Genomic DNA, 13055 nt, shown 5'->3' on the forward strand with positions numbered 1-13055 from the left:
TACCGTTTGCCGCTCATACTCACTCCTTTAGCCTAGAATTATGGCTCAGGAGTGTCTACAAGAGTCGTGGCGATTCAAGTAGCTGTCCCTGCAGCTTCTCCCCGGAAGTCATATATTCTGCATTCTTCATCGCTTTTTTATGCCACTTCTTAAGTGTTTTCCCCATATCCCCAAACTGTTTTGGGCCAAAGTCTCCGGAACACTTGTCAAACAACTCCATCCGCAATTGATACGCAATGTCTTTCGATTCGCTCAAGATATTGAGTTCGCTGTCCATCGCCATGCTGCGCAGATTCAAATTGGCTGAGCCAATGGTGAAGGCGGCATCATCTACCACGGCCACCTTGGCATGGATGTAGATTTCCTCATAATCATCCCACCTCAGCTTTTCGGCCTCGGCGCAGGTCCATAACGAGCACATCACAACGTTGATACCGTGGTTAGCCAGCTCCTCCGCAGTAATGGGCGGTTTTGTCTTTTTCTTAGTTGCTTTCTCTACAGCGGCCTCATGTTCAACCTTCATCGTCTTGCTCATCCCTACCTTACTGGCCACCTCATAAGTAGGGGAATCCATACGGTCCATTTCCGGGGTAGAGGTAAGCAGGAAAACGTAGATTGGCTGGTTAAACCCCGCTTTCCGCAAATTGCCGACGCAATGGATGAGGTGCTCTGCCCAGGCGGCATATTGGATGTATTGATTTTGAATGAAAATGTAATGCTGCATTTGCCGCGTAAGGTTGGCATAGCACTCCTTCGCGCCTTTTTCACCGTGCATTGGCTGAGTTCGAAGCAACTGCACGTTGTGCTGTCCATTCGGCAATTTGAACGCTGTCCAGGGAATCTTTGCGCGGCGAGCGATGAAGTCCCCGTCCATCTCCTTATGGAAAACGTCAGCGACATCCTCGTGAATTCCTTCCACAAATTTCTTCGCGACTGGAAGAATGTTGAGGAGTGCGCGAACACTGTCGTAGAACAGTGAACTCGGTGGCTTGGATTCGGTCCAGGCTTGGCAAAAATTGTGATTCAGGTCGTATAGCACCGGACCTTTCAGACGGCAAGAAACGTCCTGGTAGGGTTTGGCGACGCAAGTATTGTTGTCGAGGTAGCGTTGTACCCTCTCTTGATGGTCCCGCTTCCCACGTTCGGTTTGTCCATAGCCAAAGGCGATGTCACTGCGTGACGGTTGATCTCCTTCGGCCAGTTTGCATACCTCGGATTCCTCTTTGCGGTAGATTCGTTCTCGTAATGGGCTTCTAAATTCGTGCTCTGAAGTGTCCCAAAAGTCGGTGATTGAATTATGTCCCATCACGTATCCCACCGCCTCGGCCGGATATTCATAATCGATCAATACCATTTTTTGGTGGTGGGCCGGATAGAGCATGGACGCGCCACCAGCCGGGTTAGTCGACACGCCCTCGGGGAGCGTCTCGCCCCAAAGTGCTCGTCCCATGCATGCACCTGGAACTTCACGGCCGTGAAAGTGAATATTCGTTATGTTGTCGGAGCAGACCTGCTTAAACCACTCTTCGTTATACCTGCAATGAACATCGCTATAAAATCCGTGCAATCCCTTACCTATACCCTGATAGAGTCGCCCAAAGTAGTCCGGCAAATTGTTCATCATTTTCTGGGAGACCGCGTCGTCATGCCATACCAGAAGGCGCACCTTGACCGGATCCTTTCCGCGTCCCGCAATTTCCTTCAATAGGTCGCCATATCGCTGCCCGGATTCCGCCGCTCCTTCGCGGACAAGAACCATGCCTGGGTCGAATCCCCAGGTGATGATGTCCACCGAATGCTTGGCGTTTCTAATATCCGTCGCGATGGATTCGAAGACATCTTGTCCGCAATTGATCGGTTTTAACTCGCAGCCATAACGTGGCTCGTAGACCCGGTGTGGCACCCTGATGAACCAAGGCTGGGCCAGACACTGACAGGGAGCTCCGTTGTCGCGATACGATAGCTTTTGCACATATAGTTTTGCGTTGTCGTCCATGCTGCCCATAGCAGAATTCTCCTGAGTATTGCCTATGTCTCGTTACGTTGGCGATTCGTCTGCGTCGCGCAACGCAGGGTTGGCGCGCAGGCGGTTCTGCTCCATGGAAGCAGGCTGTTCGCTGAACGAGCCAGCTTCATTTGCGTAGCCGTGGTAGCCGATGCCCGCACTCATTTCGTGCTGCTCCTCGTGCGGATTCGGATCGATGACATAGCGGTTGCCGTTGTGGAGCTCGACCTCGTACTTGGACTGTTTGTCCAACTCGTGCTTGAAGGTCATGTTGCCGTTGTCGTCGAAATGTCCCTGCTCGGCCAAGGCGTCATCCTTGTACAGCTTGTAAGGCAACCCGGCATTGATGCGGCCACCGGCCGCCGCATGGCTGTTCAGGTGAAATGTGCCTGCGCCGTTAAGCGTCTCTTTCGGGGGCTGTACTGTCGCCATTTCCATGGTCTTGGGCGCCGTCAGGCTGTGTTTCGCCGCATGCGCTACGAAATTTCCGCTGGTGCCCATCTCGATACTGCCACCGCTGAATTTGGCGAAGCTGCCGCCGCCGTTGATGACAACCTGTTCCTTGGCGCTGATGGTGATGCTGTTGGCTGTTTGTGTGATGTTCAGCTTCGCCAGGATATTGACGCTATCCGACAGGGCTCGCATGTCGATGTCGCCCGCCGCCGCGACCAGCCGCATGCCAGCCTTATGGACAAACAGCCGCAAAGCTTGCCGGACGCTGGCAAACAGGCCGCCACTACTGGCAAGGGACAGATCCTGGCCGGTCGTCAGTGCGATGTGCTGGGCGCTGGCAAGATGCATGCTGCCAGCGGTTGTGGTTTCAATTCCGGCAGCACTGGCAAGGACCAGGTGCGGATTGCCCAACTGCGGGAAGCTGCCCGTTGCGCCGCCTTGAATGCCTTGGTTCTGTGCCTTGATGGCCGCAGCCGCCTTGGTCTGTTCGCCCGCATCCTGCGCACCAGCACTTTGCGCCGCGTTTGCCAGTGCTTCGTGCTGGCTCTGCGCCGCGTTGAGCCGTTGCAGCGTCTCGCCCATGTCCTTGATGTGCGAACCCGCATTCGGCCGTGCCTCCGTCGTGATGAGCATGCCCCGGTTGGCGCGCGCCACGCCCCAGGCGTTGGTGGCCAGTTCCCAGCCTTCGCCGCGCGCATCCATGCGGCCTTGTGCCGTTTCGACCCGCGTGATGCTGCCCAGCGACAGCTGGCTGCACTGGTGGTCGCTCTTGAGCTGGGCCTGCAGCGCGCCCTTGGTGTCGTCCATTATCAAATGGTTGCTGCCGCCGTTGGTGCCGCCCAGTTCACGACTGCGCAGGCCGGCCAGCGCCTGTTGCGAAGGCAAATTCCATGGCGGCATGTTGTGGCGGTTGTAGACGAGGCCGACGACGATGGGGCGGTCGACATTGCCGTCCAAGAACTGCACGACCACTTCCTGCCCCACGCGCGGCAGGCACATTTGGCCGAAGTAGGGGCCCGCCATCGGCATCATGACCCGTATCCATGGCGAGCTGGCCTGGTCGAACGTACCCAGCCGGTCCCAGTGGAATTGCAGTTTGATCCGGCCCAGCTCGTCCGTGTAGATGTCCGCGCCCGGCGGGCCGACGACGATGGCCGTCTGCACGCCGGGATTGGCGCAAGGGGTACTGTTGTGGCCCCGGCCGGGGCGCCAGCGGATGTCGCGCCGGAGGCAGGTGAGGGTGTTGCTGTATTCCGATTTACCGTTCGGGCCGGCCGGATAATTGTTGCTGGCGGTATGGACGACCGACAGGATCAGGTAGTCGCGGGTGGCGATGCTGGGCTTGGCGTCCTGGCCTTGGGCGACCGGCTTGTCGGCCGCGCTGAAGTGGCCGGCCAGCTTGAAGATCCGTCCCGGCTGCGCGGCCCGGTCGTTGCCGGCCGCTTCGAAATACTGGGTATGCTGATCCCGTTCTTCCATGCGGCGCTGCGCCAGCGCGTCGCCGTCGCCCAGGCTGGGGTAGCCGTAGGCGCCGGCGTTTTCGTACAGCTCGTAGCTGTCCACGTCGCCCTGCTTGTTGAGGGAGTGGCCGTTGACCAGTTGGGGGCCGGGGTTCTTGTAGTTGAAGCTGCTCAGGGTCAATAGGCCCGAGCCGAGCTCGCGGATGGCGTGCCAGTCGTGGATGCCGTCGCCTTCGCCCGAACCGCTGTGGGCGCGAAATTGCATCTGGTCTGTCATACCCACCACGTGGCTGGCGTCGATCGGGGCGGACTGGATCGAATTGTCGCTGATGACTAGCGTGTGGCCATCGGCCCTGTGTTCGTAGTGGTAATGCAGGCCGGCGTCTTCCCAGCGCCGGTGCAGGTGGTTGTAGTCGGTTTCGTTGTGCTGGTTGGCGCAGGTGAGCTTGGGGTCGGGGTAGTCGAGGCTCATGCGCGTGGTCCAGTCGCGCTGGCGGTAGTGGTCGAAGGTGGTTTCCGTCAGTTCGAGCACGCTGCGGTGGTGGAACGAGACGTTGTCCTTGCGCAGTTTGGCGAACGCCAGCCATGGTTCCAGCACCATGCGGTAGAAGGCGAAGCCGCCGTCTGTGCGCAGGAAGCGGAACTGGCTGACGTAGCCGTTCATGTGGCGCTCGCTGCCGTTTTCGCGCACCAGTGAGATCGTCACCATTTTGCCCATCAAGCCTTTGAGCGGGATGCGGGCGTTGTCTGAAAGCACTTCCACGTCGATGCGGAAGTCGCGCGACAGTTCCTCGCGCATCTGCACCGTGTTAACCAGCATGGTCTCGCGCGGGCCATCGTCGTGCGGGAAGCGCATGCGCAGCAGGCGGTTGTGCTGCGCGTTGGCGCCGAACACGGACAGTGCCGTCATGCCGATGTCCACGATGTCTTCTCTCATACCACCTCCATCTCGCCACGCTGTCAGGTGTCAGCCACTGTAGACGGCCCGGTCATTCACGTGTTGAGGACACTCAAGGGAGCTCGTCGGTGGCAGCGGGCGGGGCAACAGGTAGCGGATGGTGTTGCTAGCAACCTGACCATCACGGCCGGGCAGAAAAGTATCCCAGCCCACGCGCGGCCCCACGCCCGCCCTGTTCGACAGCAGCGCGGGCCGGATGCAGGGTGGGCTCAGGATCAGCTGGGCCTCGAACCGCAAATTGGGCAGGCCGAACAGGGCGACTATCTTCGCCAGCGCCACCGCGCCATCGCGGCGCGGGAGAAAGCGTTCCAGCGCTTCCTGGTCGAGTGGGCCGATATGCAGGCGCACACCTAAATCGCGGCGCCAGAGACGGCCGCCGAGTGCGGCGCCGAGGCCGATCGTGGCATTGATCGTACCCAGTTCGCTGTGTTTTCTCCGGGGAACATAGTCCCACCCGCCGACGAACGATTCCACGCCGATGGGAATGCCGAAATAGCTGGTCAGCACGCGCGCGATCGTGCTCGCCGCCACAGGACGGGTGCGGAATAGCGCGGCGTAGCGGGCGACCGCGTCGTCCGTGGCGTCATGTGTCTTACCACCAGTGCCCGCCAGCGCCGTCAATAGCGGCAGCAGCCCATCCTCCCGCCGGGTATCGAACTTGTGTTCCAGCCGATATTTGCCCCACGCCTGGAAGAACATCGACACCATGCGATGCGAGAACAGGTCGACAAAGGCACGTATGCCCGCGTCGCCATCGCGCTCGGCCGCAGCGACGCGTTCCGTCTTATTGAGTGGCAGGGCGCCGCCCCCGCCCAGCAGGCCAATGAAGGTCGGGGTGACGGCGAACTGTAGTCCATCGTCGCCCTGCAGCGCAGCTGGCAGTTCGTCCGCAAGGCGGATGGGGTGCGGTTCGGCTGATAGCGCTTCGATTTCGCTGGCCGGAAAATTCAAGGACAGGCTGTTCTGAAAGCGCAATACGTGGGAGAAGGCACGGTCATACGGCACGTCGTGGCGCGCCAGCCAGTCCAGCAGCAAGCGCACCGCCTGGACGAACGCGAAGCGCTGTGGCATGTCCAGCAACTGCTGCATCACACTAATTTCTGATAGCCGCTTCTCGGTTGGCATCGGATCAACTCCTTCCCGGATTGGTGGGATAGCACGACCAGTTCGATGAAGCTGTTCACTTGCACATATAGCCCGAGGAACAGGTCGATCACTTGAGCGAACAGCAGCAGTCCGGTGCCGACGAAGGCGTCCTCGTCCAGTGTCATGCGCACCTCGGTGCCATGCACCAGCGTGCTGCCGTATTTGTCGCGCAGCCAGGTGACCGCGTCGGCCGTCTCCAGGCCGACGATACCCTCGATCTGTCGCCGCGTGACGGGGGACTGGGGCAGGTCGTAAAGGGTCAGCATCTCGCGGAAGGCAGGCAAGCCGTGCTGGGATAACGCGTGGTGGTTGATGCTCAGGTGGGAGATCAGGCGCCAGTGCATGCCGGGGCCGTTAGCGAAACGGTACGGCGGCGTGGGACGGCGCAGAAACCGCACCGTGTAGCCGTCTGCGTCATGCAGCGGCGTCAGATCGCCGTCCGGTTGGTTGTATTTGAGTTGGCTGGGCAGGTTGCGGTTGGTGCAGCTCAAGGTGATCGACAGACTGGCTTTCTCGACCTGCATGGGGTTGAAGTCGACGTCGACCAGGGCGATGCGCGTTTCGTGGCCGGGGCTGATGGCGGCCAGCGTCGCGTCCCGGCGCGCCACCCAGTAGTGGCCTTTGCCGCCGGCGTCTTCGCCATGGCGCAGGGAATAGAACGGGCGGAATTCCGTCACCGTCTCCTTCTGGTCGCGCCGGCGCACCATGTGGACGGCGTCGATCGAATACACGTCGAAGGCGGTGGCGCGCGTGGTGTCCGGCAGTACGCCATAGTCGGCCGTGGCGTGGGTGATCGAGATCGGCTGGCCCGGCCGGCGGAATAGGTTGATGGCCGGGCTGCAGCCCAACAGCAGGTTGCGTTCGGACAGGCTGCCCAGCAGCCTTGCGGCGGCCGAGTCGGGCCGTGATCCAGGCAGCGCCAGATGCAGGGTGAAGCGCTGGCAAGCCGGCGGCAGTAGCTGGCGCAGCACCGCCATATCGAGGTCGACGAAGTTGAATTTGTCGGGGAAGGCGAAATATTCGATCAGCAGGCGGGCCGACGCGTGCGAGCGCGCGTCGAGCGGGAGCAGGGCTTCGTCGTCGGCGAAGCCAACCGGCGTCAGCGGCACGCCGGGCAGCGGCAGCCACTGGCCGGGTTGGCATTCAAGCCAGGCGGCGGTCGCCTGCATGAACAGGGCGTTGCGCAGGGCGGCGCAGAATGTCGGTTCGCCGTCGATGAACACGCGCAAGGCGTTCAATTCCACCGGCATCGCGCCTTCGATGACGATGCTCAGCGACGAACCGGTGACGGGACCCGGCACGAGGCCCGCCGGTTGCCGTGTCACCGCGTCGAACCGGGCGGCGGCGATGGCGAGCGGCGCCAGCGCGATGTCGTAGGCGGTGCTGAACCGGCAACGTACGCCTTGCACCAGCGCGGTTTCCATCACCGTGCCGCGCGCAATGGTGTGCACCGTTGCGCCACCCGCGCCGTCCACCGCGCGATGCGTGGCGCGGATGATGGCGCAGGACGGCACCGGCCGCAAGCCGTGCGGAAATAATGTCTCCAGCAGCGCTTCGGTAAATTCGGGATAGCTGTCGTCGAGCCGCTTGGCGATGCGCGCACCGAGCAGTGCCACCGACTGTATCAACTGCTCGACATGCGGATCCGGGCAGGTGTCCTCATTCAATCCCAGCCGTCCGCCCAGTCCGGGATAGCGTTCGTGAAGTTCGCAACAGAGGCCGCGCAACGCGACCAGTTCACGCTCGAAGTAGGGCAGCAGATCCTCCATACACTTCTCCTTTTCCAGGCCGGATACGGCGCCGCGGTAAATTGCCAGTATCAAGCGCCGACAGCCGGTCAAGTTGAGTTGGCGCAAGCTCGGGCCAGCGCATGGTTCTGAGTGAAATCAAAGAGTTGCACCGGGGTAGTTCCATACTCCGTGGACAGGCGACGTGTCCACATGATGGGGTTGCGATGATCTTGTCCAAAAAAGTACTGTGGTCAGAGGGGCTGGTGTTGAATGTGCAGCACTTGCAACGGCTCGATCGTTACCACGAGGCGCGGCAGCGGCACCTGGCCGCCGCCATGCATGCCTACGCATGGGGTGTGCAGGTGGCGCAGTGGGATATCGAAGGCGTGGGCAGGAACACCTTGCGGGCCGACGCGCTGACGCTCATTTTCCAGGATGGGGAGATTTATCAGGCGCCATTGTCCGATGCGTTGCCGGCGAAGGTGGATCTGGGCGCGCTGCCGTCCGACGAGCAGAGTTTCACGTTCTACGCGGCGTTGCCGGCGGTGAACGAAAACGGCGGCAATCTGGCCGACGGTGCCACCGCCGCCACCAATGGACGTTATGTGCGGTACGACGCGCAAACGCCCGATCTTTACAGCGAAGGCTGGAACATCAACCTGTCCTACCTGACCAAACGGGTGCGGTTGCTGTCGCAGCTGGACGCGCGCGATGGCAGCGACGCCATCCCCGTGGTCCGCGTGCGGCGCAAGGCGGACAATACCTTCGAAATCGACCCGACTTTTATGGCGCCCAGCCTGTCGGTCGATGCGGAACCGATGTTGCAGGGCCTGCTGCGGCGCTTGCTGGGAAGGCTGGCAGCCAAGGCGGACACGCTGTATCAAATGCAGCCGCAGACGCGGGGACAGTCGGTCGACGCGCACAGCACCAATGTGTCGTCATTTTTCATGCTGCATTCGGTGAATGTGGCGTGCGCGTCGTTGACCCATTGCGCGAATGCAGGATGCTGCCATCCGGAGCGTTTGTTTGCTGCGATGATGGGCGTGGCCGGCGGCCTGATGGCGTTCTCGACCAAATACGCCGTCGCCGACCTGCCAACTTATGTGCATGAGAACCCGGCGCCCGGGTTTCTCACGCTCAATACCATCATCGAGGAGCTGCTCGACACCGTGATTTCGTCGAAGTATCTGGCGATCCCGTTGTCGAAAGAGCGCGCTTTCCACACCGCCAAGCTCGATGCCGTCGTCACAGAAGGGCCGGTAAGCCTCTACCTCGCCGTCAATGCCAACATGCCGGCGGAGAAACTGGTGGCGGACGTGCCGCGCCTGTTCAAGATCGGGGCGCCGCCGGACGTCGACAGCATGATCGCCCACGCGTTGCCGGGCACGCCGGTGCTGCACATGCCGCAGGTCCCGCCGCAAGCGCCCGTCCGGCCTGGCACCTGCTATTTCTCCATCGAAGCGAGAGGAGAGCTGTACGAGTCGATGATCAAGGCGCGCGCCATTGCCATCTTCGTACCGGCGATCTTTGATCAGTTGAAGGTCGAATTGTTCGCGATCAAGGCGTAGGACGGCTTCGCTCACTGCCCCAGCAGCAGGAACACGGTCGGTTTCTTGTGGAAATCCGGCGCCTTGCCGTCGGCCAGCAGGCTTTTCCATTTCGCGCCAGTCATGGTGCGGATGGTTTCCGTTGGCAGGCTGAGGTCTGTCGCCACGCAGATCAGCGTGCCCGGCTGGCAGGCCGCCACCAGCGCTTCCAGCATGGCGGCGTTGCGGTACGGGGTTTCGATGAACAACTGGGTCTGCTTCTCCGCGCGCGAACGTTTTTCAAGTTCCTGGATGCGCTTGGTGCGCTGGGCCGCGTCCGTCGGCAGATAGCCGTTGAAGGCGAAGCTTTGGCCGTTCAGGCCGCTCGCCATCACGGCCAGTAACAGCGACGACGGCCCCACCAGCGGCCGCACAGGGATGCCGTGCTGGTGCGCGAGACGCACCAGGTCGGCGCCGGGGTCGGCCACGGCCGGCACGCCGGCTTCCGACACCAGGCCCGCGTCGCGCCCGGCCAGCAGCGGCGCCAGCAGGCCGGCCAGCGCCTGGGCCGGAGTGTTCACGTTCAGTTCGGCGATCTGGATTTCCTGCAGCGTTTTGCACAGTGGATGACTGGCGCCCACCAGCTTGAGGAAGGCGCGCGCCGTTTTGGCGTTCTCGGCCACGAAATAGTCGAGGCTGGCCGTGGTCGCTTGCACGTGTTCGGGGATGACGTGGGATAACGCTTCAGTGGCGCCCAAGGTGTTGGGAATCAGGTAGAGAGTGCCTGGCATGGATATTTGCTTTTCTTGTTAGTGGTGCAAAATGGTTTCGACGATGGCTCAGGCGAGGCCGAAGAAGGGCACGCCGATCTGGCGCAGCATGCCAGTGAGCGCGATCAGAGGCAAGCCCGTCAACGCGGTCGGGTCGCTGCTGTCGATGCGTTCGAGGATGGCGATGCCCAGCCCCTCGTTCTTGGCGCTGCCGGCGCAATCATACGGTTGTTCGATGCGCAGGTAGGCGTCGAGTTCGGCGTCCGGCAGGTCGCGGAAGGTGACCACGGTCTGGATATCCTGCACCTGGGCGGCGCGGGCCGGATCGGCGGCGCGGCCGTCCCACACGCACAGGGCGGTGTGGAACACGACGCGCCGGCCACGCATCTGCTGCAACTGGCGCAGCGCGTTGGCGTGGTCGCCCGGCTTGCCGATCTGCTGGTCGTCCAGTGTGGCGACCTGGTCCGAGCCGATCACCACGCTGCCGGGCAGGCGGGCAGCCACGGCGGCCGCCTTCTCGCGCGCCAGCCGCAGGGCGGTGGCGCTCGGCGATTCGCCGGGCAGGGGGCTTTCATCGATGTCGGGCACGGCCACGTCGAATGGCAGGTGCAGGCGCGACAGCAGTTCTTTACGGTAGGCGGAGCTGGAGGCTAAAACGAGGTGGACGGGCAGGGTATCGAGAGGCTTCATGCAATTTTTTGGCCAGGATGCTGGCTTGGTGGGAAGAAATGTTATATGCTCTGACGCCGGACGAAAAAGCGGTGCAACAAGCGACTTGGCGCGTGAAAAAATGCGCCGGGCTTTGACTCGGTGGCGAAAACCCTGTTATTATCGCAGGTTTTCCGGGGAAGCTAGTCCATGAGCGCTGTTGTGATCGACGCATTTGAATTCTGTCGCACGAACGGGATCAGCGAGGGCGTGACGCCTGTCGCCGAAATGACCCGCTTGACGAAAGATTGCGCGGACCAGTCCGGCACGATCAGCTGGAAGCTCGAAGGCAGCACCAGCAAGCAGGGTTTTCCGCAGATCCGTCTGTCGGTGAGCGGCACGGTGCAGCTGGTATGCCAGCGTTGCCTGACCCCCTATGCATACAAGATCGATTCTTCGACGTTGCTGATGCTCGGTAAAGACGACGCGCACGCCGACGAGATCGAGGAAATGATCGATGATGAAACCATCGACGTGATCGTCGGCACGCGCAGCATGAACGTGGCCGACCTGGTCGAAGACGAGGCCCTGCTGGCCTTGCCGCATACGCCCAAGCACGACGTCTGCCCGGACGCCTCGCTGGTGCAAGCGGCCAAGAGCGCGAAGCCGTCGCCATTCGACGCCCTCAAGGGCCTCAAATCCGAATAAGCAGTAGATCCGAATAAGTAGTAGGTAAGAAACGTGTCAAACGCGTGTGGTAATCGAGTATGGCATTGTGTAGTGAAGCGTAGTAAAAGCAATTTAGCGATGTCGGCAAGGCAAGTATGACCAGTTTTGCCGCTGGGATACTCGATTCGCATGAATTTGCCAGTCGAATGTGTTAAAATTTAAGAACTTATGTATTAGGAGTCATCATGGCCGTTCAACAGAACAAGAAGTCCCCTTCGAAGCGCGGTATGCACCGTTCGCACGATTTCCTGGTTGCCCCGCAACTGGCGATCGAGCCTACCACCGGCGAAACCCACCTGCGTCACCACATCAGCCCTAACGGCTTCTATCGTGGTCGTAAAGTCCTGAAAACCAAAAACGACGAGTAATCGACGTTTTTTGTGGGCTAAGATAAGCGGTGCGACGTGGTACATAACCTGCGTGGCGCCGCTTTTTCTTTTTTCATCGGCTGCAATCGTGTTTGCACACCGTCATTTTGAATCGCGTTGACCCTGCGTCACCGAGGTCCGCATCTTGCCGCGACTGGCCCCAGAAGGGCGGAGCGTGGTACTGAATCAAAACAATGACAATCAAAATTTCTATCGACTGCATGGGCGGAGACCACGGCCCGTCGGTTACTATTCCCGCAGCTATTTCCTTCGTAAACTCTGAGCCGGACGCCGAACTGATCCTTGTTGGATTGGAGGATGTGATCCGCGCCGAGCTGAAAAAACACCATGCGGACGCGCACCCGCGCCTGTCCGTGCTGCACGCCTCCGAACAGGTGACGATGGACGATCCGCTGGAGGTGGCGCTGCGCCGCAAGAAGGATTCGTCCATGCGCGTGGCCATCGAGCAGGTCAAGGAGAGCCGCGCGCAGGCTTGCGTGTCGGCCGGCAACACGGGCGCGCTGATGGCCGTGTCGCGCTATGTGCTCAAGACCATGGCCGGCGTCGATCGTCCCGCCATCTGCAGCGTCATGCCGAACCAGAAGAACGGCCCCACCTACATGCTGGACCTGGGCGCCAACGTCGACTGCGAGCCGCACCACCTGCACCAGTTCGCCATCATGGGTTCGGTGCTGGTGGCCGCCATGGAGCACATCGAACGTCCGACCATCGGCCTGCTGAACGTGGGCACGGAGGACATCAAGGGCAACGAGGTGGTCAAGGCCACCAGCAAGCTGCTGCAGGCCGACCACGAGCGCGGCGCGCTCAACTTCTACGGCAACGTGGAAGGCAACGACATCTTCAAGGGCACCACCGACATCGTCGTGTGCGACGGTTTCGTCGGCAACGTCACGCTCAAGGCGATCGAAGGCGTGGCCCGCCTGTTCGCCGACACGCTGCGCGCCGAGTTCAAGCGCAACTGGCTCAGCATGCTGGGCGCGTTGCTGGGCATGGGCGCGCTGAAGGCCGTGCGCAACCGTGTCAATCCGTCGCGCTACAACGGCGCCAGCCTGCTCGGTTTGCGCGGCCTGGTGTTCAAGAGCCACGGCGGCGCCGACGCCTATTCCTTTGAATGGGCGATCCGACGCGCGTATGATGCTGCAAAAAATGACGTGCTGGCCCATCTGGCGACCATGATCGCCGAATTGATGCCGCGCGAAACGACGGCACAGGAAGCACCTGGCTCAACTATCTAGTGGACG

Annotated in this window: 10 protein-coding genes; 4 read left to right on the forward strand and 6 right to left on the reverse strand. The window is 61.1% G+C overall.

The window, feature by feature from the left end; translation table 11 throughout:
- Positions 1–55: 55 nt before the first annotated feature.
- Genes AC1RQG_RS26555 through tssF form a run of 4 tightly spaced genes read right to left on the reverse strand, consistent with a single transcriptional unit; the run spans position 56 to position 7791 of the window.
- Positions 56–2005, reverse strand: coding sequence for a phospholipase D-like domain-containing protein (locus AC1RQG_RS26555; RefSeq protein ID WP_493136193.1), 1950 nt, complete (start codon positions 2003–2005; stop codon positions 56–58).
- A 33-nt stretch (positions 2006–2038) separates the two neighbouring features.
- The gene (locus AC1RQG_RS26560; RefSeq protein WP_493136195.1) at positions 2039–4855 is read right to left on the reverse strand and encodes a type VI secretion system Vgr family protein; all 2817 of its coding nucleotides are present in this window, start codon (positions 4853–4855) and stop codon (positions 2039–2041) included.
- A 30-nt stretch (positions 4856–4885) separates the two neighbouring features.
- Positions 4886–6001, reverse strand: a complete 1116-nt coding sequence (gene tssG, locus AC1RQG_RS26565) for a type VI secretion system baseplate subunit TssG (protein ID WP_493136197.1) — start codon at positions 5999–6001, stop codon at positions 4886–4888.
- Positions 5965–7791, reverse strand: a complete 1827-nt coding sequence (gene tssF / locus AC1RQG_RS26570) for a type VI secretion system baseplate subunit TssF (protein WP_493136199.1) — start codon at positions 7789–7791, stop codon at positions 5965–5967. Before tssF ends, tssG begins: the two co-directional genes overlap by 37 nt.
- A 185-nt stretch (positions 7792–7976) precedes the next feature.
- Between tssF and tssK the strand changes: the two genes are divergently transcribed.
- A complete protein-coding gene (tssK, locus tag AC1RQG_RS26575; protein ID WP_493136202.1) occupies positions 7977–9320 on the forward strand; it encodes a type VI secretion system baseplate subunit TssK in 1344 nt (447 codons plus the stop codon).
- A gap of 11 nt (positions 9321–9331) precedes the next feature.
- Here the strand turns inward: tssK and AC1RQG_RS26580 are convergent, their stop codons facing one another.
- Complete coding sequence (locus tag AC1RQG_RS26580; RefSeq protein ID WP_493136204.1) at positions 9332–10069, reverse strand: SAM-dependent methyltransferase; 738 nt, start codon at positions 10067–10069, stop codon at positions 9332–9334.
- A 48-nt stretch (positions 10070–10117) separates the two neighbouring features.
- Entirely contained in the window at positions 10118–10738 is a 621-nt protein-coding gene (locus AC1RQG_RS26585) for a Maf-like protein (protein WP_493136206.1), read from the reverse strand.
- 168 nt (positions 10739–10906) lie between these two features.
- Between AC1RQG_RS26585 and AC1RQG_RS26590 the strand changes: the two genes are divergently transcribed.
- The 3 genes from AC1RQG_RS26590 to plsX all read left to right on the forward strand — a co-directional run bounded on the left by AC1RQG_RS26590 (position 10907) and on the right by plsX (position 13049).
- Positions 10907–11404 (forward strand): YceD family protein, encoded by a 498-nt coding sequence (locus AC1RQG_RS26590; RefSeq protein WP_493136208.1) that lies wholly within the window; start codon positions 10907–10909, stop codon positions 11402–11404.
- 206 nt (positions 11405–11610) lie between these two features.
- The gene (rpmF, locus tag AC1RQG_RS26595) at positions 11611–11793 is read left to right on the forward strand and encodes a 50S ribosomal protein L32 (protein WP_072783806.1); all 183 of its coding nucleotides are present in this window, start codon (positions 11611–11613) and stop codon (positions 11791–11793) included.
- A 194-nt stretch (positions 11794–11987) separates the two neighbouring features.
- Positions 11988–13049: a phosphate acyltransferase PlsX gene (gene plsX / locus AC1RQG_RS26600; protein WP_182159158.1), complete on the forward strand. Its 1062-nt coding sequence runs from the start codon at positions 11988–11990 to the stop codon at positions 13047–13049.
- Positions 13050–13055: the final 6 nt, after the last annotated feature.

Source organism: Rugamonas sp. GW822-FHT03B10, from assembly GCF_058801745.1.

Excerpts from the sequence above, each read along its gene's own strand:
- tssG (WP_493136197.1), bottom strand. The coding sequence starts at position 6,001 with ATGCCAACCGAGAAGCGGCTATCAGAAATTAGTGTGATGCAGCAGTTG.
- plsX (WP_182159158.1), top strand. The coding sequence starts at position 11,988 with ATGACAATCAAAATTTCTATCGACTGCATGGGCGGAGACCACGGCCCG.
- AC1RQG_RS26555 (WP_493136193.1), bottom strand. The coding sequence starts at position 2,005 with ATGGGCAGCATGGACGACAACGCAAAACTATATGTGCAAAAGCTATCG.
- AC1RQG_RS26585 (WP_493136206.1), bottom strand. The coding sequence starts at position 10,738 with ATGAAGCCTCTCGATACCCTGCCCGTCCACCTCGTTTTAGCCTCCAGC.
- AC1RQG_RS26560 (WP_493136195.1), bottom strand. The coding sequence starts at position 4,855 with ATGAGAGAAGACATCGTGGACATCGGCATGACGGCACTGTCCGTGTTC.
- tssF (WP_493136199.1), bottom strand. The coding sequence starts at position 7,791 with ATGGAGGATCTGCTGCCCTACTTCGAGCGTGAACTGGTCGCGTTGCGC.
- tssK (WP_493136202.1), top strand. The coding sequence starts at position 7,977 with ATGATCTTGTCCAAAAAAGTACTGTGGTCAGAGGGGCTGGTGTTGAAT.
- rpmF (WP_072783806.1), top strand. The coding sequence starts at position 11,611 with ATGGCCGTTCAACAGAACAAGAAGTCCCCTTCGAAGCGCGGTATGCAC.
- AC1RQG_RS26590 (WP_493136208.1), top strand. The coding sequence starts at position 10,907 with ATGAGCGCTGTTGTGATCGACGCATTTGAATTCTGTCGCACGAACGGG.
- AC1RQG_RS26580 (WP_493136204.1), bottom strand. The coding sequence starts at position 10,069 with ATGCCAGGCACTCTCTACCTGATTCCCAACACCTTGGGCGCCACTGAA.